The sequence below is a fragment of the Spirosoma soli genome (assembly GCF_042684525.1).
Taxonomy (GTDB): Bacteria; Bacteroidota; Bacteroidia; order Cytophagales; family Spirosomataceae; genus Spirosoma; species Spirosoma soli.
Genome location: NZ_JBHULN010000003.1, coordinates 126,884 through 150,630 on the forward strand (window position 1 = coordinate 126,884; position 23,747 = coordinate 150,630).

Genomic DNA, 23,747 nt, shown 5'->3' on the forward strand with positions numbered 1-23,747 from the left:
TTTCTTGCGGTCCGTCGATACGGTTGACGCTCAATTGCCTAAATCGTTAGCTGAGTTTCTCCGGGAAAAAGGCTTTGACGTAATCCATACACTAGAACTACCGAACCGGAACGCTACGAAGGACAGCGAAATTCGGTTATTATCTAACCAGGAAAAGCGTATTGTCATTTCCAAAGATGCCGACTTTTATGACAGTTATGCATCAAGACAGGAGCCTTACAAGCTCGTCTATCTAACAGTTGGTAATGTGACTAACAAAGAGCTTTTGCAAATATTCGATAATAATTTAATCCATCTAACCGCCATTCTGGAGCGGAGTTCAGTCGTTGAAATGAATCAGCATTTTCTGATAACGCTATTTTAGCAGGACAAGCACCAAGAAAGAGAGATGGCAAAGTGGTCGATTGCGTCGGTTTTACAAACCGAAGACTGTAACAGGTCCGGGAGTTCGAATCTCTCTCTCTGCTAACATGAAGTCTCTGCTCATAGCGGGGCTTCTTCTTTTTGTCATTTTATATTAGCCTTCTATTTATTAGTATGATTTACCCCTTTGAATAAGATGTTTTTACCTTACAATTTACACATACTTGCTCCACTATCTCTATTAACAATCATTTGCTCTTTCTTGCTATTTTCTTGCGACGACTCTAATGACCTTCCTAAAGACTTAGATGTAGCAGAGACGGTTTATATTGGCAGCGCTGATAGCAGTATGTACATTTCCAATTACGGTAACACTGCCGATAAAGAAGGTAGATTGTCGGCCTTAGACGCAACTAATGGAGCTTTAAAATGGGAGTTTACAACCAAGGAAGCTGTTGCAGCTAGCCCTACGGTAGCCAACAGCGTTGTTTATGTATCAAGCCATGATGGTAGTATATATGCCTTAGATGCGAAGACGGGTTCTAAAAAATGGGAACACTTATTATCAAATAATGTAGGACAAAGCTATTCCAGCCCTACAATATCCAACGGAATGCTTTATGTAGGGTACTCTGCAAGCATTTATGCATTGGATGCAGCTACCGGCAATAAGAAATGGGATTATATTACAAGAGGTCGAACCATTTTTTCCAGTCCTATTGTAGTTAATGGATCAGTTTATGTTGGTGCTAATGATTTTAAATTGCATGCGTTGGATGCAACAACAGGAGTATCACAGTGGGAATTCAGTACCAGTTCATTTATTCAGTCTAGCCCAACCGTGGTTAATGGGATAGTTTACATTGGAGGTACTGATGGCAAGCTATATGCTGTCGATGCAAAAATGGGAACAAAGATTTGGGAGTTTAAAACTAGTGGACCTGTTCAATCTAGTCCAACTGTAGTTGATAACGTCATCTATGTAGGCAGTGATGATAGAAAGCTATACGCCTTGAATGCAACGACTGGCGCTAAACTATGGGAATTCTTGACAGGAGATCGAGTCTATTCTAGTCCAGCAGTATCTAATGGGATTGTGTATGTAGGCAGTTACGACGGTAAAGTCTATGCAATTGATGCTACGACGGGTATTAAAAAATGGCACTTTACCACCGAGAACATTGGTGGCAACACAGTAGAATCCAGCCCAACTATTGTCAATAACACAGTTTACGTAGCTAGCCGAGCATATAAATTATATGCTTTAGATGCAGCAACTGGAGATAAAAAATGGGAGGCCGCAATCAGAGGGCTTATCTTTTCGTCTCCGTGCGTTGTAACAAAAAAAGGAGTAGTCTACCATTCAGGAGTCAGCGGTGCTCAATTGTAAAACTTATAAATTTTATGGTATCATTTAGCTTTGTTACCAATATAAATTATTAGTCAATGAGTAAGCTTATAAAGATTCGCTTTTATCATTCATTGGCTAATAGAAACACTAACCCAAAAGTTTGTATCGTAATCTATAATCCGGCGCTAGGCCACCGCGTCAGATCTTGCCATCTCCCAACACTACGTCAAGAATCGAATACAAACCAGCAGAGGTGATTTCTTTGGGCTTGGTCATCAAGAACAAGATCACGAATAGCATCCGGAAGTTGGTCCCGCTGCCATTGGCATTCGTTTCGTCCTGCATTGTCCTTCTCGTTTTCGGCAACCGACTCCCTTACTGCTCTGATGGCGTAGGCAGCGGCACCCAATTCATGAGCCGCAACATGAGCCACTGCTACGGCCTGTCCAGCAGCCAGGGCGGCAAACTTAGCCGCATCAGGCATGCCTTTGGCTGCAGCATTGGCCACAAAAGCCGCTTTGTGCGCTTGTTTCATAGGTATCTCCCCGTTTACCCAGGCCCGAGTCAAGGCTATGGCTTCTCTGGGTCGTTTATCATTGGGGTTGGCCTGCTCAAACAGGTGCAGTACGTGTTCGGCACACGTAGCGGCCCATACCGCCAGTAACTGATGGTTTACATCAGATAACGTTCCGCCCCGTCGTATGGTAATAAATCTTGGATCTCTTTCTTTCGGTAATATCATGGGGTAACCTTTTATCTCATCGGTGGATTTTCCGTACCGATCACCACTGTCAACGGCAGTTTTGCTGAACGATTCCCCGACTGACGCAATATAGCCCGAAACTTACAGTAAAAATTGCTTCGCGTACCATTGGAATACGTAATAGCCGCCCCCAATAATAAGTAGTGCGGTGGCTATTGCCAACGAAATGATCGCTGAGCCAAAGGCGCTGAAGTACGTTAAGATCATTGGGTTTTCGGGGTCGTCCAGTTTATAGACAAGGGTTGCTTTTTCGCCGACTGCCCAGTCGGGAGGAGAGCTTGACACGCTATGAGAGTAGTGGATTTCTTTACCAGTGAGGGTAGTATATCTAAAGATCGGCCGATAGGTGGATTTCCCTTTTTTACTATTCACTCTGACAAGATCTTCAACTACAGCCATCGTGCGGGTGCCTGTTTTAATAAAATCAATGGCTGTATTGAACAGGTACAGTGAGGCTAGAAGCACTAAAATGCCAACAAAGAAAGTAATTGAATAGCCCATATAGGTGGTATTTTTAGATTTGCTTACAACGTAATGGACACCCCTACTATGGGTAGCCCTGACCAATGAAGCAATTTATCAGCTATCTCCCTTGTCGCCGGTAACGACTGAGTAATCGGTAGGCTGACATACATATACCATTATCTTTCTTCTATATATTTGATTCTTATATATAAGTTTCTTATCTATGCAGCACTCTGGCAGCTTTGCCTGAGTCATGAACTCCCATACCCATGCTGCATAATTACTTCACCATCAGTAAACGCAACTTGTGGCGCAATCGTACTGTAAGCGCCATCAGTGTGCTGGGCCTGGCCATTGGGCTCGCCTGCGGATTGCTCATCTTCCTGCTTGTCAGCTACTTTTTCAGCTTCGACCGCTACCACGCCAACGCCGACCGCACGTTCTGGGTCGTTACCGATGTTCGGCACGAGGGGGTTATGCCGACCGATGCCGCCCCGCGTCCCATGGCCGAGGCCTTACGTCGGGCGTATCCGTTCGTCGAAAGCGCCGTCCGGCTCGAAACCATTTTCGGGCGCATTCTGAGTGTACCCGATGGCAAGGGTAAGTTTCTGAAGAAGTTTGAAGAATCGCGGAACATCTGTTTCACCGAGCCGCAGTATTTCGACGTGTTCGACGTCAGTTGGGTGGTCGGGGATGCCAAAACTGCCCTGGCCGCTCCTAATACTATTGTCCTGAGCGAACGCTACGTCCAGAAGTACTTTGGCAGCGAGAACCCGATGGGTCGCACGCTGCGCTTCGACAACCAGACCAACCTGACCGTTACTGGCGTCATCCGGAATCCACCGTCTAATACCCAACTGCGGTTTGACGCGCTGGTTTCCTACGCCACCCTACCCGGCTTGTTCGGCAACGATAAACAAGCCATGCAGGACTGGAAAAGCCTGGCGACCATGTGTTTTGTTACCCTGCGCGAGGGAGCCTCAGTCGATCAGTTAACGAGTGCATTCCCGAAGCTGTTACGTACCAATTACACGGCCGCCGATGCCAAAACGTTTACCTTCCATGCCCTGCCCCTCAGCGACTTAGCCCACGAGCGAAGCGGTCCGGCGCCCCGCGGCATTCTCTACGCTCTGATCGTGATGGGCTTGTTTCTGGTCAGTGCCGCCTGCATCTATTTCGTCAACATCACCACGGCCCAGGCCCTGAAACGCTCGAAGGAAATTGGCGTCCGCAAGGTGGTGGGCAGCACCCGCTGGCAACTGGTTCTGCAGTTTCTGATCGAAACATCCCTTATCACGCTGGCTGCCGTGGGACTGGCCCTCCTCCTGACGCAGCTCTGCCTGCCGATGCTCAACCGGGCGCTGGCCATGCTCAACGCCGACCTGAGCGTACTGGATTTGTTTCGTCCGCGCCAACTGCTTTGGTTCATCGGTCTGGTGCTGCTAGTCATTTTACTGAGTGGTTTGTATCCGGCCCTCGTGCAGGCTGGCTTTAATCCCATTGCCGCCCTGCGTGGCCGCATGACCACCCAACAAGTCGGTAAGGTATCCGTTCGGAAAGGACTGGTCATTGTGCAGTTCTTCATTACGCAGCTGTTCATTTTTGGTATCCTGGTCGTTATGGCGCAGTTGCGCTACATCCGGAATGCCGACCTGGGCTTTCGGAAAGATGCCGTGCTGATGATTCCCATGCCGTCCAACGACCCCATTCGGCAGGAAACCTTACGGAGTCGAATGCTGGAGGTACCGGGCGTGGCGCAGGTGGCCCTGTGCGATGAGCCGCCCGCTTCGTACCGGGCCGGGCAGACGCCGTTTCGCTACGACACCCATACCGAACCCGAAAAATTTGCCATCCACACCCGAGCCGCCGACCGCCGGTATGCCGCTGTATTTGGCCTTAAACTCGTGGCGGGTCGTAACTTTCTGACCAACGACACGACCAGTCAGGAGGTCGTAGTGAATGAGAAACTGGTGAAGCAACTTGGGCTCCCCAACGCCCGCGATGTGCTGGGCAAGCAACTTCACCTCGGCGACAAGGCCAAAACGATTGTTGGCGTCGTCAGCGATTTCTACACGAGCGATTTTCGGCAAACGATTCAGCCGCTGGCGCTGGTCAACGATGTGCGCCGTTGCCCGCGCATGGCCCTGACCATCAATCCGGCTGACGTGTCGAAAACGCTGAGTCAGGTAGACCGCGTCTGGAATGAGCTGTTTACTGAACAGGTGTTCAAGCCCCAGTTTGTCGACGAGCTGGTGGCCGGTTTCTACGTCCGGGAGCAGATCCTGCTGGGGTTAGCGCAGGCGTTTTCCATCGTGGCCATTCTGCTGGGTTGCCTGGGTTTGTACGGGCTCGTTACGTTCATCGCCGAATCGAAAACCAAGGAATTTGGCGTGCGGAAGGTCTTGGGAGCCAGCGCGAATCAGCTACTTTGGGTGTTTGGGCGCGAGTTCAGCAAACTCATTCTGGTCAGTTTCGTACTGGCGGCACCGTTGGGTTGGTGGCTCATGAGTCGGTGGTTACAGGGCTACGCGTACCACATTAACGTGGGCTGGTGGGTGTTCGCTGGCACAATGAGTTTAATTACCCTGATCACCGTATTAACGGTCGGGCGGGTCGCTTTTCGCACTGCCCTGGCCAATCCGGTTACTAGTTTGCGGGTCGAGTAGGCCACGACCACCGTTCCTAAACCGGTATAACCAATAAGCCGCTTCCTTTTACCTAAACCTATACCGTCTCCAAGATGGTATAGGTTTACGTATGGCCTGGAAACAAGTTATTGATCCGTTTAACCGTATTGGCTTGTCCGTATTGGTGGCGGCCGTGCCCATCCTGTTCGTATTCTGGGCGCTGATCATCAAAAAGATGAAAGGCTATCAGGCCAGTCTGATCGCAACGGGCCTGGCCATGGGCATCGCCGTTCTTGTCTACGGGATGCCCTTTAAACTGGCGCTGCTATCGGCGAGTCACGGGGCGTTGTACGGCCTGTTCCCGATTTGCTGGCTGGTCATCATGGCCGTTTTCCTGTTCAATATCACGGTAAAGAGCGGCCAGTTTGAGATCATTAAATATTTCATGGCATCCATTACGTCCGACCGACGGCTACAGGCGCTGTTGATTGCCTTCTCGTTTGGTTCGTTTCTGGAAGGGACCGCCGGATTTGGCGCGCCCGTTGCCATCACGGCAGCCATGCTGGTGGGGCTAGGCTTCAATCCGCTGTATGCGTCAGGCATTTGTCTCATTGCCAACACAGCGCCCGTTGCCTTTGGCTCCATTGGTATTCCCATTACGGTGGCTTCGCAGGTGTCGGGTATTCCCGAATTACCCATCTCCCAAATGGTTGGGCGAACGTTGCCGATCCTGTCGGTAATGCTGCCGTTTTACCTCGTCACGATCATTGCCGGTTTCCGAAAGGCGCAGGAAATTGGTCCGGCCGTTTTGGTATCCGGCCTGTCGTTTGCCCTTCTTCAATATGTTTCGTCTAATTTCCTAGGCCCCGCCCTACCCGATGTTATTGCGGGCTTAGGCTCCATCATTTGCCTGATGCTCTTGCTGCGCGTGTGGAAACCAAAGACCATTTGGCGGTTCGCGAATGAACCCGCCCCGATAATTAATACGGCTACTACGTACACAAGTGGCCAGATCATTCGGGCCTGGTCGCCGTTTATTATCCTGACCATCATGGTGATTGCCTGGGGGATTCAACCGATCAAAGACGCTCTTAACTCAGCGGGGATGATCCAGTTTGAGTTTCCAGGGCTACACAACGCCATTCAGGGTGCAGATGGGAGTCTGTTGCCGAAGATCTTCAAATTCAACTATCTCTCTGCAGCCGGAACGGCCATTCTGGTAGCGGCACTGATCGCCATTCCGCTGGTTGGCCTGACCTACCGCGAAGGGTTGCGCGTTTTCGGAGCTACCCTGAATCAGCTGAAGTTTTCTATCCTGACCATCGCTGCCGTGTTGGGATTCGCCTACATTCTTAACGATTCGGGCATTACGCTGACGCTGGCCGACGTACTGGCAAACACCGGTGTCATGTTTCCCTTTTTCGCGCCGGTGCTGGGTTGGTTAGGCGTGTTCATTACCGGTTCCGATACGTCGGCCAATGCGTTGTTCAGTAAGCTTCAGTATGCCACGGCGGCCTCCATCGGCGTCGATCCGGTGGTGACCGTTGCCGCCAATGTGTCGGGGGGCGTGGTGGGTAAAATGATTTCACCGCAATCCATTGCCGTAGCCGCTGCGGCTGGTAATCTGGTCGGGCAGGAGTCGCAGCTGTTCCGGTTTTCGGTGAAGCACAGCTTTATCATGCTCGCTTTCATTTGCGTCCTTACCTTAGCGCAGGCTTATGTCATTAAGTGGGTGATTCCCGCGTATCAGACGCTGGCCAACACAAACTCAAAGGCGGCTCCCGATGTGTCGAAGGGGTACACGTATCTGCTCATTCTGGCTATTCTCTTAGCCATTTTCGCGACGGCTATTCGGCGGATGAACCGGAACAGACAGCAGACGCCTAAACTGGCTAACGAACATTCCGTCAGGAACCCGTAGGACCTTTATCATTTAGAACCCTTGACCAGCCGAACCAATCGGCCCGTATTCGGTTCTTTTTTGAGATCAACCCGTAAAAAATCACTGATGAAGATTGTTGTCTTAGACGGATACACGTTAAATCCCGGCGATCTGTCCTGGGACGGTTTAAAGCAACTTGGCGATTTGACCGTGTATGACCGAACATCCGCCGACCAGGTGCTGGAGCGGTCCCAGGGCGCTGAAGTCATCTTCACCAACAAAACCCCGATCGGCGAAGACGTCCTGGCGCAGCTACCCGATCTGAAATTCATTGGCGTGCTCGCCACGGGCTATAACATTGTCAACACCGACGTGGCGAAACAAAACGGCGTCATCGTCAGCAACGTACCGGGTTACAGCACCATGTCGGTCGTGCAGTTGACCTTCGCCCTCCTGCTCGAAATGACCCTGCATGTGCAGCGCCATAGTGATTCGGTCATGGACGGCAAGTGGGCCCGTTCAGCCGACTTTTCGTTCTGGGACTACCCCCTCATTGAATTGGCCGACAAGACCATCGGCATCATTGGCTTTGGCAGCATCGGCGAGAAAGTAGCCGACGTAGCCACGGCTTTCGGCATGAACGTCATCGGCTCCAGACGGCATCCTACCGACCAATCGCACCGGACGAATTTCAAATGGGCAGAGGTTCCTGAGTTGCTGGAACAGTCCGACGTAGTCAGCATTCACACGCCCCTATCGCCCGAGACCAAAGGATTAATCAATAAAGACAACCTGACCCGCATGAAGCCCTCGGCGTTTCTGCTGAACACATCGAGAGGGCCGATTGTGGTCGATCAGGATTTAGCCGACGCCCTGAACAACGGCGTCATTGCCGGAGCCGGTATTGACGTCTTATCCGCTGAGCCACCCTCCGCTGACAATCCACTTTTTACCGCGAAAAACTGCCTCATTACCCCACACATTGCCTGGGCAACCAAAGAAGCTAGGGTCCGGCTGATGGCCATTACGGTGAGCAATCTATCCGCGTTCTTAAGCGGAAAGCCTGTCAACGTGGTCAACGCCTGAACATCATCTCATGCCCACTACTGACCATGAAACAAACCCGTGTTCTCATTGCGCCCAATGCGTTTAAACACAGTCTCAGTGCTACCGATGTGGCCCTTGCCATTCAGGAAGGTTTGCAGGAGAGTAACCTGGATTGCGTGTGCGAATGCTTTCCGGTGGGCGACGGTGGTGATGGCACGGGCCAACTAATGATCGAGAAGCTCAACGGCGTTTTAGTGTCGGCGGAAGTAGATGACCCGTTTGGCCGCAGCATTACCTCATCGTTTGGGCTGGTCAACAAAGGAGAAACGGCCATTATTGAACTAGCCAATGCGTCCGGTATTCAGCTTGTCAAGCCTGACGAGCTTGATCCGCTGCACGCTACATCATTCGGAACCGGGCAGTTGATTAAGCTGGCTTTAGACCAGGGCGTCAGCAAGATTGTACTGGCCATCGGCGGCTCGGCTACCGTTGATGGCGGAACGGGTATTCTGCGGGCATTAGGCATTCGCTTTCTGGACGGATCAGGCCAAGCGATAACAGAGCCGGAACAACTGATCGACTTAACTGAAATCGACCTATCTGACCTCGATCAGCGGGTACTGGCGTGTGATATAACGATTCTGTGCGATGTAGAGAATACCCTGCTGGGCGAGCGGGGCGCAGCCGCCGTTTTTGGTCCGCAAAAGGGCGCTACATCCGAAGGAGTAAAAAAGCTGGACGCCAGTCTGGCCATGCTTGCCCAAGTGGCCCTGCAGCAAACGGGTATCAACATGGCCGTCGTCAAGCATGGCGGTGCCGCCGGGGGGGTGGCCGCGGGCTTACATACCTTCCTGAATGCTAAGCTCGTTAATGGCATCGACTTCTTTCTGACCTTTACCGGCTTTCATAAATCGCTCGCCCAGGCCGATTGGGTCATCACCGGCGAAGGCAGCATCGACGAACAAACCCTACACGGAAAAGGCCCATTCGGCGTTGCAGCGCTGGCCAAACAAAGGGAACTTCCGGTGGTCGGTCTGGCTGGCAACGTACCGTTAACACAGAACAAAAAACTGAATCAGTATTTCGACGTTTTACTGGCGATAGGCAACGGTCCGGTAGATATTGGCACGGCCCTTCGTGAGACCAAATCCAATTTGGTACGTACAGCCTGGCAACTTGGCAACCTACTCGCTTCAAGCGCTGGCCGGTAACCTTTTTTAGGCATTGTCTCTGCAACCAGGGCAACTTTGTAGACGGTGAAGGCCTAGTAGTTGTCAGGCCACTAGATTTTAAATACTTTTTATAGATGCTACTCCTTTTTCTGAAAGCATTTGATAAGTATAAGGATGTCCGGGAGTTTAGTTGCGGGCTTAATGATATAGAATCTGCTCTAGACTTCCTGAGTAAACTAACGACTAAGGGCGAAACACTTATTGATGCGTGTATTATTGAGGACGATAGTCGTCTGGACCTGCCGGTAAACGCCTTTGATGGCGAGTTATTTAAAGGGCCTTTAAAACAATTAGAAAGCCAGTGGCAACAACTGCTGAAGAAGCCAATTGCTGATACGCCAGTTGATAAAGAAGCGGTTAAAGGTTACATTCAGCGATCCATTGTTCTAAATCGGACTCAGATTAACTACGTAACGGCTTTACTCGATCAGCTTGAGGAAAAAATACGTACCACCCAGGCGGGTAAACTGTGCTCAGCCACCAAAGAAATGTTGATTACTCTTTACAACGCTCAGATTAACAAGCACCAAAATTATCTGGCTAAACAGGAGAGTTACTACCAGCGTAAGTGTGCAAAACTTCATCAATTAAATCAAGTCTAGATTTCCCTTCTCTTATTTAGATAATTTTGAGCGCTCTCCACTCGCGTAAATAGTCTTCTTGATGCCGCTGTAGTTCAATGGTTTGGCCGCTAGTTACTAACATGGCTGTTAGCTCAGTAGTGATTTTAGATGCTTTGTTTTTATATCATGAAGAGTTGTAGATGGTTGATTATCTACTGACTAACATCGCTTGAGCAATGGGCTTAACTCCTACCCTAGATTAGTCAAACTCCTAAAAACTAGACGGCTGGTTTCTCTTAGTTACGTTCAAAAAGCTTCTGCAAGCTTTCATCAACAAATTATATTTTTAAAGGTTCTGCCTGTGACTTTCTTTGCTCGCTATAAAAAGTTAGACTTCGGTCTTGTCATTTCACTAGAATTGACCAACCACTCATTAAGTGTTATTCTCCTAAAACAAAACCTTCTTCTAAATAGAATTTCTAGAATGAAATCTTCCCATTGAAGCTGTTTAGGATTTTGTTTTTGGGATTTCAATCCCTACTGACTACTGACTGGCGCGTTTCTGTCATCCCTCCTGCCGCACCGGCGGACCGGTCGGGATGACAGAAACGCGCAGATTTTATAAATCCTAAACAGCTTCTATATTAATTAACTCACAAAAACTACCGTTAAATAAACAAAAATTAAGTAGGTCAATGAACATAATACCGTCTACTGATAGACATAGTCAAAAATCAATAACAACAAATTTTGCGGCCTTACTAACTTATTCTCCATAATTGACAAAAACATACTATTGCTATTTTCTAGAGAAAAATAATTCATTGTGCTATTACCATAAATAGCTGTATTTATTTAGACTCTATTACGTTCACTCCTATTTTTCAGCAAAGGCTCTTGTTAAGAAATAGCCATAAGTCCTGATACTGGCACGGTATTTACCGCCAACCTCGCTGATCTCCCCACTACAATGACTATAAAGCTTAGTAGGCACAATTTCAGTATCCATCTCACAACCATTTAACATATAGTCTCAACCATTATTTTGTTCATATACATACAAAGGTATCATCCTGAGATGGTATAAATCCTTACCTACACAGTATAACAAAAATTCAACAACAATACGTTAATTAATTTTTTTTATTAATTTCAAAGTTAGGTTAAGTACGCTTTACTTCATTAAATGCAACTCTGCTTACTACATGATACATTTTACTTTATCAATATAGATACAAATAGCTATTTTAGTTACATTGTATCGTATACTGTGGATGCCATTAAGTAAGGCTCCATAGACTTGGCACTTAATTTGCCTGCTTTGCTCAATATAAACGGTTGTGACCAGCTTATGTCAAATACAACTACAGTAAAAACCTACGCAGAACTAACTGAGGAACAGCTAATTGAACTGCATCGTCTGGCCCATGGCATTGTCGATGACTGGTTTTTTGAGGTTGATCAAAAAGAAGAAAGCATACACGTACGATCTGGCCATTTAGAGACAGTCTTTCGTACGCAAACAGGCAATATAGTGAGCCTATGTGGCGATGAAATCACAATGGTTCGCAATTTATGGACAATAGTTTCTCGTTGCCTGGATTGGGGGCTGGACTATAAGTAACAGCTCGATTAACTCAATCCTGCTCATTCTATCAAGGCAGGTCAACACAGCCTGCATCGCAGCTAGCGTTTTTTTTCTACTTTACCCTAGTTACGTGGCTAGCCAACGATCATTCTACAAGCCACATGTAACTAAATTTACTTTATTTTTTATTAACTCCTTCTCTTAGTTGTTTGTCCAGCGACCGCACAATAAATATTCTTCGGCTACACTGCTACTGACTTTCTCCCCAATTAAATAGCTTTTAGCACCAATTGCTCTTACTTGTTTTTCGTGAAAATTGTGAAAATAGATTTAAAATAACTTTAGGTCCGGCTGCATTATTTTTATTGATTTACTAAGTATTAATACAATTGACTTGATTGGTTTTAAGTATTCTGTATGTTTGTAGCGTACTTTACTTTAGCACCGATGAAAGCAAAAGCAATCCGTTTTTTTTCAATCAAGGAAAATAGCGAGCCAAAAGAAAAAAGCCCTTCTGAACCAGTAGCTATTACAGGTTATATCTCAACTAGCGGTAAACTGGTATTTCCCATAAAATCAGTAGCTCAGTTATCGTTTGATCCCGAATCAACTCGCTTTAAAATTGGTGTTCAGGAAGGCAAACGTAAAGTGAAGTCGCTTTTTTTAATTCCAACGACGAACGATGATCAGTCCGAAGCGTTTGAAATGCTGAAAGCGGCTAAAAGCTATACCATTCCCCTATCGTTTATCTTAAAAAAGAGTGGCATTGAGTACGATAATATGAAGTATACCTTTACAATTAAGCCGTTCGAATACGATGGCGATGTCACAGGTTACGAATTGCTGTTAGACGACCAGGCGCCTAAAGCGGAGTATACCGGAAAACCGCGCGGACGCAAGCGTAAAGCAGATGATACAGTAGCGTAATTGCAACCTCATTCAACCAATTAATTGTTTCAAGAAGAGTGATGTAACGCCTGTCACATACACTCTTCTTATTATATTGACGTTATAGTAAAAGCCAACCATGCATGCGGTCAATGACCAGGCGTTATTCTGGTGCTGAGCAACCAGGTTATCTTGTTTGCGTTTGTTAGAATTAGTAGTTTTGTAGACAGGTGGGTGTTTGGCAACCAGATGTAATTAGTTGCGCTTCCCTCCCTAATTCGAGAGCCTTACCAGACTGATGTTGGCAAGGCTTTTTTGTTAGTTTCCCTTCTAATTTGATACGTACAGCGTGAACCTACCCGCCGATCATATTCGCCTATTGTTTGGTCTCAAACTCCGCCAGCTCCGACTCGACAGGGGACTATCTGTAAGCGAACTGGCTCAGCAGTCTGGTCTTTCAGTTTCTTACGTAACCGAAATTGAGAAGGGGCGCAAGTATCCAAAAGCAGACAAAATATCGGCGCTGGCCAATGCCATGCAGGTCGATTATGACACGCTCGTTTCGCTCAAACTCAGCAAGAAGCTGGAGCCGATTTCAGATCTGCTTCGCTCAAAGTTTTTGACTGAGATTCCGCTCGAACTTTTTGGCATTGACCCATCCGATCTGCTCGAACTTTTAGCTGAAGCTCCGGCCAAAGTAAGTGCCATGATCCGCACGTTCATGGACATTGCCCTCAGCTACAACATGAGCGTAGAGCGGCTATACCTGACTATGCTACGGTCATATCAGGAAATGCACGACAACCATTTCCCCGATATTGAGGCAGACGCGGATCGTTTCCTGAACGAATACTCCTCACCAGGTCAGTTCGTTAGTGAAGCCTTACTGACCAATTTGCTGAAAACTCGTTACGATGTCCACATCGAATACTTTGATCCTCTCTCTCAACCAGAACTGATATCCCTTCGGTCCGTCTTCCGGCCAGAGCACCGTCGGCTGCACCTGAACGCGGGCCTTTCTGCCGAGCAGCGATCGTTTATTTTGGCGCGGGAGGTTGGCTTTCAATTTATGAACTTGAAAAGTCGACCGTACACGTACTCATGGGTTGAAGCGGAATCTTTCGAGCAAATTCTTAACAACTATAAAGCGTCCTACTTTGCCGGAGCAATCCTCATCCGGCGCGACGCGCTGGTAGCCCGGCTAAGTGAACTGTTTGCCCGAGATACCTGGAGCAATGATGCATTTTTGCAGCTCATTACGGATTTCGGCGCTACACCCGAACGTTTTTTTTATCGGCTCAGCAACGTATTGCCCAGCTACTTCGGCATCGATCAGTTATTTTTTTATCGCTTTAATCATACAATTGGGCAGACAACATTTCAGTTAACCAAAGAAATGCACCTGTCGCGGCAACAAGGACCTCGGGGTATGGTCGATGAGCATTACTGCCGACGATGGATAGCGCTCACCATTTTACAGGAACTGTCGTTCATGCAGCTCAACAAGGGCTTTGACGGTACGCTCTGCCGGGCTCAATTATCTGAATATGCCAATTCTGGTCACCAGTATTTGATTGTTTCCGTGGCACACCCATTTCAGGCACGGTCCGGCGAACCGGCTGCTCAACAAAACATGAGCGTCTCGATGTGCTTTGCCATCAACGACACGCTAAGAAGTAAGATGAAGTTTTTGAGCACGTCCTCAAACGACATTCCGTTTCGAGTTGTGAACGAAGCCTGCGAGCGATGCGGCATTTTTGACTGCCGCGAACGCGTTGCCGCTCCGATTGTATTACAGAAAAAACGCCAGTTCAACAGTATGAAACTGGCGGTGGAAAAATTGAAATAGTTAGGTATAGTCAAAAGTGTCAGGTGTGGTCAGGGATCTACACTTGACAACGCCTGACCCTACCTGGCCACTTCTTCACTATTCTTTTGCCAGGGTACGCTCCCACCCTGCCGAATGTGCTCCATAAGGAGCTTGACTAATTCGTCACGTTTTTTCTTGTTGATGTCAACTAAGTTTTCGGTTTCGGCGGGATCTTTTTTGAGATCATATAGTTCATAGGGAGCAAATGGAGTGGGTTGAAGCAGCTTCCAGCCACCTTGCTGAACAGCATGAATTTGTAACCCTTTATAGGTATCCTGCCCCTCACGACGCACGAAGTACAGCGGCCGATTAAGAAACAGCGAATCAGCCACGACCGTTGGCTTGGCCAGTACCGTACGAAACGACAGACCGTTGATTCGCGTGGGTAAACGCACCCCAGCCACTTCTAACAATGTAGGCAACCAATCCATCAGCTGCAGATTTGTTTCGTTTACTTGGCCGGCCGAAATATGCCCAGCCCACGTTACTCCCGAAGGGATTCGAATACCACCTTCGTAGAACTGTCCTTTAACTCCCCGATACGGTCCGTTATTGGCTTTACCGGGTCCCCAGCCTCCGTTATCACTCGTAAACACGATTAGGGTGTTCGTTGCCTGCCCGTTAGCTGCCAGCGTAGCCAGTAGGCGACCAACATTGGCATCCATGTGTTCAATAAGGGCTACTAATTTAGCCCGTTGGGGGTCAATGCCAGGTTGCCGCTTCAGAACCCGGTCAAGATAGCCGGCCGGTGGTTGCAACGGATCATGCGGAGCGGTGTAAGGCAGGTACAGAAAGAACGGGGCTTTGCTGGCTCGTCGGCCGTTGAGGTAGCGAATGGCGGCATCCGTAAACACATCCGTGGCATGACCGGGCGGGCTAATAGGCTGCCGATTATGACGGAGAAAGTTCTGACTGTGTCGGAGCTTCACTACGTAGTCGTCCATCATTCCTTCCAATAAGCCGTAGAATTCGTCAAATCCTCGTTCATTCGGCAAGTTTGGCGATTCAAGACCAAGGTGCCACTTGCCAATTAACGCCGTGTGGTAACCCGCTTTTTTGAGGTAATTTGGCAACAGCAGCCCCGGAGCGAGGTAGCCCCAACTATCTTGCACTTCATCGCGAATAACACCAGGCACGCCCATCCGTTCGGGGTAGCGCCCCGACAACAAAGCCGCCCGACTCGGCGAACAGACCGAGCTGTTTGCATAGAAGTTTGTGAACTTCAGACCGGCTTTAATAAGGCTGTCAATATGGGGAGTTTTGAGATCTGTGGCCCCGAAACAGGAAAGGTCACCGTAGCCCAGATCGTCAGCCAGGATAAAAACGATGTTAGGCGGAGGTACCTCCCCGTTGGGCTGAGATATTTTAGCGTTTGAGGAAAACGATGTGAGCGACGCAACCACCCACAGCAGTGGTATGAACAAGATTAGGAATCGATTCATGACACAATGTACTCAGGCGCTGGCAGCTCCGCAAACTCGGTTACCAGCATAGCGTAATGAAATTACACACACCGTTGACTTGTTATCTTTGCGTTGCCTATCTGCTGAACCACCATGCCACACTTTACCTTTGAGCAGCCGATCCGGCAACTGGAAAAACGACAGGGTGGCTACTACCATCTTATCATTGACGCTGATATTGTCAAGCAGTTTGAGAAGCAACGAGCCACTCGACTCAAATGCCTGATCGATCAGAAGGTCTCATTCTCCTGCGGGTTGAATCACCTCGGTGATGGCAACTTTTACATCATCGTGGCAACGCAGCAGCTTAAAAAGCTGGGCAAACAACTCGGCGACACGGTCGTCTTTGACATCTTCGAAGATCCAAATCCGCTGGGCGTCGACATACCGGAAGTCCTTCAGGTACTACTTGAACAAGATGATGACGCCAGGAAGACGTTCGACGGGCTGACCGACGGCAAAAAAAGGAGCCTGATTTATACCATCAACAGTGTAAAAGATCTTGACAAACAGGTTAGCAAAGCGTTGACTTTCCTCAACGAGCGAAAGGCAAAAAGCCAATAGCGCCACATTTTCTGCCCCAAACGGCGCAAACAACCAGGCGAATCCGCCGGTTCATGGTCATACACATCCGAGCCAGACCATGAACGTAGCTGTATTCAGCACCAAAACGTACGATCAGGAATTCTTCGACCGATTCAACGAAACCTACCGACACAGTCTGACGTACTTCAGCGCTCCCTTAAACCGCGACACCACGAATCTGACCCAGGGATTTGATGCCGTGTGCGCTTTTGTCAACGACCAGATTGACCGGGAAACCATCGAGAAAATAGCGGCAAACGGCGTGAAAGTAATTGCGTTACGTAGTGCAGGTTTCAACAACGTAGACGTGGATGCCGCTCAGCAGAGAGGAATAAAATTATTCCGCGTGCCTGCCTATTCGCCCATGGCCGTTGCCGAACACGCCGTAGCGCTCATTCTGACGCTCAATCGGAAAACGCACAAAGCTTTTAACCGCATTCGCGAGAATAATTTCTCCCTGGAAAAACTGCTGGGCTTCAATCTTCATGGCAAAGCGGTTGGGGTAATCGGGACGGGGCAAATTGGGGCCGCCTTCTGTAAGATCATGCTGGGTTTTGGCTGCTCTGTAATGGCTTACGATGTCTTCGAATCAGATCAACTGAAGAACCAGGGCGTTGTTTACGCGCCCTTCGATACTGTCCTTCAATCGTCGGACATTGTCTCGCTGCACTGCCCGGTCACGCCGGAGACCCACCACCTCATCAATACGGCTACAATTGCTAAGATGCAACGGGGCGTTATGCTCATTAACACCAGCCGGGGAGCCCTGATTGATACGAAAGATACCATCGAAGCGCTAAAAAGCGGTCAGTTAGGCTACCTCGGGATTGACGTATACGAGCAGGAAGAAGCGCTTTTCTTCCAGGATTTATCCGAGAGTATTATCCAGGACGAACTACTTACCCGACTCATGGCCTTCCCGAACGTATTGGTTACGGCTCACCAGGGTTTCTTTACCAAAGAAGCGCTTGAACAGATCGCCACTACCACCTTGCAGAACCTCACTGATTTTGAGACTGGCCAACCGTCGAAAAACGAAGTACGCGCTACCGGCTAATACCATTCCTGTTGGTCTGGATCGCATCGCCGGACAAACAAAAACCCGGTTGCTGGAAAGCAACCGGGTTTTGTTCGCTTAAGTAGTCAGACGAAACAGCGGCCCACCATAGCTTACGCGTTTTGCTTCATCCGGATGATGTTCAGCGCGGCACCCGCTTTGAACCACTCAATCTGGCCTTCGTTGTAGGTATGGTTCACCAGGAACTCGTCGGTCGTACCGTCAGCATGGTGCAACACAATCTCCAATGGGCGACCCGGTGCAAACTCCGTCAGGCCTTCAATATCAATGGTATCGTCTTCCTGAATCTTATCGTAATCAGCCGGGTTAGCAAACGTTAACGCCAGCATACCCTGCTTTTTCAGGTTTGTTTCGTGAATCCGGGCAAACGAACGTACCAAAATAGCCCGAACGCCTAGGAAACGCGGCTCCATGGCAGCATGTTCACGCGATGAGCCCTCACCATAGTTTTCATCGCCAACTACGATTGAACCAATGCCAGCCGCTTTGTAAGCACGCTGAACAGTCGGCACTTCGGCATATTCGCCGGTGAGCTGATTTTTCACGCTGTTGGTTTTGTCGTTGAAGTAGTTCACCGCGCCAATCAGCATGTTATTCGAGATGTTGTCGAGGTGACCACGGTATTTCAGCCACGGACCCGCCATCGAAATATGGTCAGTCGTACACTTCCCTTTTGCTTTGATCAACAATTTCAGGCCGGTCAGGTCGGTACCCTCCCAGGCTGGAAACGGAGCCAGCAATTGCAGACGATCTGATGTTGGGCTAACGATTACCTCCACACCTGAACCATCTTTGGCTGGGGCCTGATAGCCTGCATCCTCCACGGCGTAGCCTTTAATGGGCTGCTCGATACCTTGTGGCTCGTCGAGCTTCACCTGCTCGCCATTCTCGTTGGTCAACGTATCGGTCATTGGGTTGAACGTCAGGTCACCGGCAATGGCAAACGCCGTTACGATCTCGGGCGAAGCCACGAACGCGTGGGTGCTGGCGTTACCGTCGTTCCGCTTTGCGAAGTTCCGGTTAAACGACGTAATGATCGAGTTTTTACGAGTTGGATCGTCCATATGCCGCGCCCACTGACCAATACAAGGTCCGCAAGCATTAGCTAATACGACTCCCCCCATGTTTTCGAAGGTTTGCAGCAAACCGTCGCGTTCCGCCGTAAACCGCACCAGTTCAGAACCTGGTGTTACGGTGAACTCCGAACGCACTTTCAGGTTTTTGCTCACGGCCTGCTCCGCCACCGACGCCGACCGGGTCAGGTCTTCGTAGCTGGAGTTAGTGCAGGAACCGATCAGACCGACTTCGAGCCGCTCAGGCCAGTTGTTTTCTTTAACGGCTTTTGCAAAGTTCGACAACGGCCACGCCAGGTCTGGTGTGAACGGACCATTGATGTGTGGTTCCAGCTCTGACAGGTTGATCTCGATCAGTTGATCGAAGTACGTGGCGGAATCCTGATATACTTCATCGTCCGAACGCAAATGCGCTTTTACCGCTTCGGCGGCATCCGCTACGTCGGCCCGGTTGGTCGCCCGCAGGTAGTCGGCCATTTTGTCGTCGTACGCAAAGATGGACGTAGTAGCACCAATTTCGGCACCCATGTTACAGATCGTACCTTTACCGGCTGCTGACAGGGTTTCTGCGCCTTCGCCGAAGTATTCAACGATGCAGCCTGTACCGCCTTTTACGGTCAGGATGCCGGCCACGCGTAAAATAACGTCTTTAGCGGATGCCCAGCCGCTCAGCTTACCGGTCAGTTTTACACCGATCAGTTTTGGCATTTTCAATTCCCAGGCCAGCCCCGCCATTACGTCGCAGGCATCGGCCCCACCAACCCCAATGGCAATCATGCCTAAGCCACCCGCCATTGGCGTGTGTGAGTCGGTACCGATCATCATACCACCGGGGAACGCGTAATTTTCGAGCACTACCTGGTGAATGATACCAGCACCGGGCTTCCAGAAGCCAATGCCGTATTTATTGGAAATAGACGATAGGAAATCATATACTTCCCGGTTTTTATTCTTGGCAACATCCAAATCCTGATCAGCTCCCACTTCAGCCTGAATCAGGTGATCGCAGTGAACCGTTGAGGGAACGGCTACCTGCGGCCGACCTGCCTGCATGAACTGCAACAGGGCCATCTGCGCCGTTGCATCCTGCATGGCCACGCGATCAGGTGCGAAGTCAACGTACGCTTTGCCCCGCTCGAATGATTGGGTAGTTGCTCCAGCGAACAGGTGACTGTATAAAATTTTCTCCGACAGGGTCAGCGGTCTGCCCACTGCCTTCCGGGCTGCTTCGACGCGTTCGCCGAGGTTAGCGTACACGCGCTGAATCATGTCTACATCAAATGCCATAGCAAATAGGAATAACGGGGTTACTAAACGAATACTCTCTTAGAAACAACCAACGAATTCACAAAATGAATTCCGATTGGCGGGTCAAAATTAGAAGATTCTGCCTCGTTTTGGAAATAATGTCTGTGATGTCGGGCAAACGCAGCAATTAATCCAGTGATTCGAGGCTTACGACTTCGGCAACAAAACTGCCGGCGCTGGTACTTTTACTTATAGGAGTTGTTACATAATATGGGGGGGCGTATTGCTCCATGCGGCTTTTTAGCTTTTTTCTCACGAAATCAACCAAAAAATCACGACTAAAAAATAAATAATCTATTTACCAATACATTTAGTTATCACGAACGTACTTCCAGTAGTATATTGTCCAACTATGGGCTTTAGCTACAATAATTCACTGTATGCCAATTGAATATAATTCGACAAACTATAGCGAACAGAGTAGCTATACAAAGCCGTGGTTTATTTTTCAGTTTATTTTCACCATTCATTAGTTAACTCCATGAAACAATTCTGTACATCCCTGTCCTTATTGACATGCATCGCCTTAAGCGTCATTCTTATTTCCTGCAATGATCACCGTACGTTTCCAGCCGACGCTAAAATTGCACTCGTATCAACGTTGAGCGGTGCGGCCGAAAAACCGACGTCGGTTTCTACAGCGGCTAGTGGCTCATTTGTTGGTGTAATTGACCGGGCCACCCGAGTGTTGAGTTACACCGTTACCTACTCAGGTCTAACCCCAACTATGGGACACCTACACCGGGTTACGGCAGCCAACGGCACAGGACCGGTTGAAATCCCATTCTCCAGTTTAACTTCACCCATCGTTGGTACGGCTACATTGGCCACAGCGGGCCGGGTGGATAGCTTGATTAACGGATTTTATTACGCTAACCTACATACACCGGCCTATCCGGCGGGTGAGATTCGGGGCAATGTGCGGGTAAATGGGCAAATTAGACTAACGGCTACCTTAAGCGGAGCGGCCGAAAAGCCAACGCCAAACCCATCAGCCGCCACGGGAGCGTTTGTAGGTGTTGTTGATCCGGCTACCCGAGTATTGAGTTATACTGTTACGTATTCGGGCCTGACTCCTGTGATGGGACACCTGCATCGGATCAATGCAGCGAATGGTACGGGGCCAGTCGAAATTCCGTTTGCCAGCTTAACTTCACCCATCATTGGCACAACTACGTTGACCACCGCAACTCGGGTCGACAGTTTGCTCAACGGATACTATTACGCTAACCTACATACGACTATGTTTCCGGCGGGCGAAATTCGGGGAGATATTAAATAATAACCGGCTTACTTAGCCAATACCCAGATCTAAATCTGGCAACACTGTTTTGAAATAAGCGCATCGTCATACGTATAGCAACTAGTGTCTACTCAAGCCCTAATCGACCAACTCTCACAGGCCGATTAGGGCTTACCTCTTTTTGGGATGTGAGTAGATTTTATTTCGGTCGCTCCTTACCGGTATAATTTCATTATTGATTAATAACCTGAATCATAAAGAACAAATGCAAGTACGTTATGCCGTCGGGCCCAATGAAACCCGTCAATTCAATACGAACCAGCTCCGGGATAATTTCCTGGTTGAGACCCTTTTTGAGCCGAACACCCTCCAACTTTGTTACAGCCATTATGATCGTGTCATTGTAGGGGGTGTGCAACCAACGAGTGAATCGGTTCATCTGCCAACGTACCCTGAGCTTCGGAGCGATTACTTCTTAGAGCGCCGGGAAATGGGAGTCATTAATGTGGGGGATACCGGCACGATTGAGGTAGACGGGCAGACGTATGAACTAGGCAAATTAGATTGTCTGTACATCGGCAAAGGGAGTCAGCAGGTAACGTTCGCCAGCCAATCGGCCGACAGTCCGGCGCAGTTTTATTTGCTTTCGGCTCCGGCACACAAAGAGTATCCAACTCAGAAAGCTGCCCAAGGCGATGTGTTTTCGGCCCCAATGGGATCGTCTGACACCGCAAATGAGCGCGTAATCTACCGGTACATTCACAAAGATGGGCTACCCAGCTGCCAGCTCGTGATGGGCCTAACCATCCTGAAAACGGGTAGTGTCTGGAATACCATGCCCGCTCACGTCCACGACCGACGGATGGAAGCCTACTTTTATTTTGACCTGGACCCCGCCCACCGAGTGCTGCACCTGATGGGACAACCGACCGAAACTCGCCATATCCTCGTGGCCAACCATCAGGCGGTTATTTCTCCGCCCTGGTCCATTCATTCGGGCTGTGGCACAGCGAACTATTCGTTTATCTGGGGCATGGCGGGCGAAAACCTCGATTATGCCGACATGGACATGACCGCCATTGCCGATCTGCGCTAAGCTAACCGAGTAGCACCACGCTCATTTTTGGTAGCGTTAGTTCAATTTCCACCATTTCGTTTTCAAAAGTCCTTAAATCATGAAGCGTAACGTAACGGTTCTTCTTTGCTCACTTACCTTTTCGGCCTTCGCCCAGGCACCCGTTGATGTCGACAAGGAGTTTGCGTTTGCCGCTCAACAGTACGAGCGAATGCTGAAGGCGCACCCCGACACGACTAAGTTTCCGCAGTCGACAAACCCTGATGGCAGTATCCGCGATATGAAGTCAGATTGGTGGTGCAGCGGCTTCTTCGGCGGTTCACTTTGGTATATATACGAACGGACGAAAGACCCCGCCTGGAAGGATGCAGCCCACAAATGGTCGATGGCCGTTGCCAAAGAGCAGTATAACACGGGTACTCACGACCTGGGCTTCATGCTCTATTGCCCCTTCGGCAATGGCTACCGGCTGACCAAAAATGAAGCCTATAAGCCCATTATGTTGACCGGAGCGAAGTCATTATCCACCCGATTCGACCCGAAAGTGGGACTGATTAAGTCCTGGAACAAGTTCAGAGAGTACACCTACCCGGTCATCGTTGATAACATGATGAACCTGGAGTTTCTGTTCTGGGCTGCCAGAACGTCCGGCGACAACCAGTTCCGCGACCTCAGCATCACCCACGCCGACAATACGTTAAAAAACCACTTCCGACCCGACAACAGTAGTTTCCACGTGGTATGTTATAATCCAGATGGCACCGTAGCGGCTAAGAAAACCGCCCAGGGTGCAGCGGATAACTCAGCCTGGGCACGGGGGCAAGCCTGGGGCTTATATGGCTACACGGTCATGTACCGCGAAACCAAAGACAAGAAATACCTCGACCAGGCCCGACGCATCGCCGACTTCTACCTGAAACACCCAAACCTACCCGCAGACAAGATTCCGTACTGGGATTTTAACGCCCCGAACATCCCGAACGAAGAGCGCGATGCCTCGGCCGGAGCGATAGCGGCCTCGGCTCTATTGGAGCTTTGCACGTATGGCGGTCCGTCGGCAAAAACGTATTATCAGTCGGCGGTGCAAATGTTACAAAGTTTGGCAAGTCCGGTTTATAAAGCCAGTCTGGGAGAAAACAACAATTTCATTCTCAAGCATAGCGTGGGGAACAAACCAGGCAAGAGCGAGATCGACACGCCCCTTATTTACGCAGATTATTACTTTCTGGAAGCCCTATTGCGTTACGATGCGCTGCGCCAAAAGCCGGAGTATCGGTCCTGAT

At 49.2% G+C, this 23,747-nt stretch carries 19 protein-coding genes and 1 tRNA gene; 16 read left to right on the top strand and 4 right to left on the bottom strand.

What is annotated here, in order from left to right; genetic code table 11:
- The first annotated feature begins 4 nt into the window (after window positions 1-4).
- The 3 genes from ACFSUS_RS06655 (at window position 5) to ACFSUS_RS06665 (ending at window position 1,753) form a co-directional block, all read left to right on the top strand.
- A complete protein-coding gene (locus ACFSUS_RS06655; RefSeq protein WP_381520837.1) occupies window positions 5-364 on the top strand; it encodes a DUF5615 family PIN-like protein in 360 nt (119 codons plus the stop codon).
- Between the two features lie 18 nt (window positions 365-382).
- A tRNA-Val gene (locus tag ACFSUS_RS06660) sits at window positions 383-468 on the top strand.
- A 91-nt stretch (window positions 469-559) separates the two neighbouring features.
- Window positions 560-1,753: an outer membrane protein assembly factor BamB family protein gene (locus tag ACFSUS_RS06665; protein WP_381521297.1), complete on the top strand. Its 1,194-nt coding sequence runs from the start codon at window positions 560-562 to the stop codon at window positions 1,751-1,753.
- A gap of 187 nt (window positions 1,754-1,940) precedes the next feature.
- On the opposite strand, the gene ACFSUS_RS06670 is transcribed toward ACFSUS_RS06665, so the two are convergent.
- Both ACFSUS_RS06670 and ACFSUS_RS06675 read right to left on the bottom strand, forming a co-directional pair.
- Window positions 1,941-2,456 carry a putative immunity protein gene (locus ACFSUS_RS06670; RefSeq protein WP_381520840.1) on the bottom strand — a complete coding sequence of 172 codons (516 nt, stop codon included), beginning with the start codon at window positions 2,454-2,456 and terminating at the stop codon, window positions 1,941-1,943.
- Between the two features lie 102 nt (window positions 2,457-2,558).
- Window positions 2,559-2,978, bottom strand: a complete 420-nt coding sequence (locus tag ACFSUS_RS06675; RefSeq protein WP_381520843.1) for a DUF3592 domain-containing protein — start codon at window positions 2,976-2,978, stop codon at window positions 2,559-2,561.
- A 233-nt stretch (window positions 2,979-3,211) separates the two neighbouring features.
- On the opposite strand from ACFSUS_RS06675, the gene ACFSUS_RS06680 reads away from it, so the two are divergent.
- From ACFSUS_RS06680 to ACFSUS_RS06715, 8 genes are all read left to right on the top strand, one after another.
- The gene (locus tag ACFSUS_RS06680; protein ID WP_381520846.1) at window positions 3,212-5,608 is read left to right on the top strand and encodes an ABC transporter permease; all 2,397 of its coding nucleotides are present in this window, start codon (window positions 3,212-3,214) and stop codon (window positions 5,606-5,608) included.
- A 91-nt stretch (window positions 5,609-5,699) separates the two neighbouring features.
- On the top strand, window positions 5,700-7,490 hold the full coding sequence (locus ACFSUS_RS06685; protein ID WP_381520849.1) for an L-lactate permease: 1,791 nt from the start codon (window positions 5,700-5,702) through the stop codon (window positions 7,488-7,490).
- Window positions 7,491-7,577: 87 nt separating this feature from the next.
- Complete coding sequence (locus ACFSUS_RS06690) at window positions 7,578-8,537, top strand: D-2-hydroxyacid dehydrogenase (protein ID WP_381520852.1); 960 nt, start codon at window positions 7,578-7,580, stop codon at window positions 8,535-8,537.
- 26 nt (window positions 8,538-8,563) lie between these two features.
- Window positions 8,564-9,709 (top strand): glycerate kinase, encoded by a 1,146-nt coding sequence (locus ACFSUS_RS06695; RefSeq protein ID WP_381520854.1) that lies wholly within the window; start codon window positions 8,564-8,566, stop codon window positions 9,707-9,709.
- Between the two features lie 95 nt (window positions 9,710-9,804).
- Entirely contained in the window at window positions 9,805-10,332 is a 528-nt protein-coding gene (locus ACFSUS_RS06700) for a hypothetical protein (protein ID WP_381520858.1), read from the top strand.
- Window positions 10,333-11,593: 1,261 nt separating this feature from the next.
- Window positions 11,594-11,917, top strand: coding sequence for a hypothetical protein (locus tag ACFSUS_RS06705; protein ID WP_381520861.1), 324 nt, complete (start codon window positions 11,594-11,596; stop codon window positions 11,915-11,917).
- Window positions 11,918-12,328: 411 nt separating this feature from the next.
- Window positions 12,329-12,808, top strand: coding sequence for a hypothetical protein (locus ACFSUS_RS06710; RefSeq protein WP_381520863.1), 480 nt, complete (start codon window positions 12,329-12,331; stop codon window positions 12,806-12,808).
- A 310-nt stretch (window positions 12,809-13,118) separates the two neighbouring features.
- The gene (locus ACFSUS_RS06715; protein ID WP_381520866.1) at window positions 13,119-14,618 is read left to right on the top strand and encodes a helix-turn-helix domain-containing protein; all 1,500 of its coding nucleotides are present in this window, start codon (window positions 13,119-13,121) and stop codon (window positions 14,616-14,618) included.
- Window positions 14,619-14,677: 59 nt separating this feature from the next.
- Here ACFSUS_RS06715 and ACFSUS_RS06720 read toward each other — a convergent pair whose 3' ends face one another.
- Window positions 14,678-16,081, bottom strand: coding sequence for a sulfatase family protein (locus ACFSUS_RS06720; protein WP_381520869.1), 1,404 nt, complete (start codon window positions 16,079-16,081; stop codon window positions 14,678-14,680).
- Window positions 16,082-16,195: 114 nt separating this feature from the next.
- On the opposite strand from ACFSUS_RS06720, the gene ACFSUS_RS06725 reads away from it, so the two are divergent.
- Both ACFSUS_RS06725 and ACFSUS_RS06730 read left to right on the top strand, forming a co-directional pair.
- Complete coding sequence (locus tag ACFSUS_RS06725) at window positions 16,196-16,666, top strand: YdeI/OmpD-associated family protein (RefSeq protein WP_381520872.1); 471 nt, start codon at window positions 16,196-16,198, stop codon at window positions 16,664-16,666.
- A gap of 79 nt (window positions 16,667-16,745) precedes the next feature.
- Window positions 16,746-17,744, top strand: a complete 999-nt coding sequence (locus ACFSUS_RS06730; protein WP_381520874.1) for a 2-hydroxyacid dehydrogenase — start codon at window positions 16,746-16,748, stop codon at window positions 17,742-17,744.
- A gap of 113 nt (window positions 17,745-17,857) precedes the next feature.
- Here ACFSUS_RS06730 and ACFSUS_RS06735 read toward each other — a convergent pair whose 3' ends face one another.
- The gene (locus ACFSUS_RS06735; RefSeq protein ID WP_381520876.1) at window positions 17,858-20,125 is read right to left on the bottom strand and encodes an aconitate hydratase; all 2,268 of its coding nucleotides are present in this window, start codon (window positions 20,123-20,125) and stop codon (window positions 17,858-17,860) included.
- Between the two features lie 502 nt (window positions 20,126-20,627).
- Here ACFSUS_RS06735 and ACFSUS_RS06740 point away from each other — a divergent pair.
- The 3 genes from ACFSUS_RS06740 to ACFSUS_RS06750 all read left to right on the top strand — a co-directional run bounded on the left by ACFSUS_RS06740 (window position 20,628) and on the right by ACFSUS_RS06750 (window position 23,746).
- The gene (locus ACFSUS_RS06740; protein ID WP_381520879.1) at window positions 20,628-21,428 is read left to right on the top strand and encodes a CHRD domain-containing protein; all 801 of its coding nucleotides are present in this window, start codon (window positions 20,628-20,630) and stop codon (window positions 21,426-21,428) included.
- A 226-nt stretch (window positions 21,429-21,654) separates the two neighbouring features.
- Complete coding sequence (kduI, locus tag ACFSUS_RS06745; protein ID WP_381520882.1) at window positions 21,655-22,485, top strand: 5-dehydro-4-deoxy-D-glucuronate isomerase; 831 nt, start codon at window positions 21,655-21,657, stop codon at window positions 22,483-22,485.
- A gap of 79 nt (window positions 22,486-22,564) precedes the next feature.
- Window positions 22,565-23,746, top strand: a complete 1,182-nt coding sequence (locus ACFSUS_RS06750) for a glycoside hydrolase family 88 protein (RefSeq protein ID WP_381520885.1) — start codon at window positions 22,565-22,567, stop codon at window positions 23,744-23,746.
- Window position 23,747: the final 1 nt, after the last annotated feature.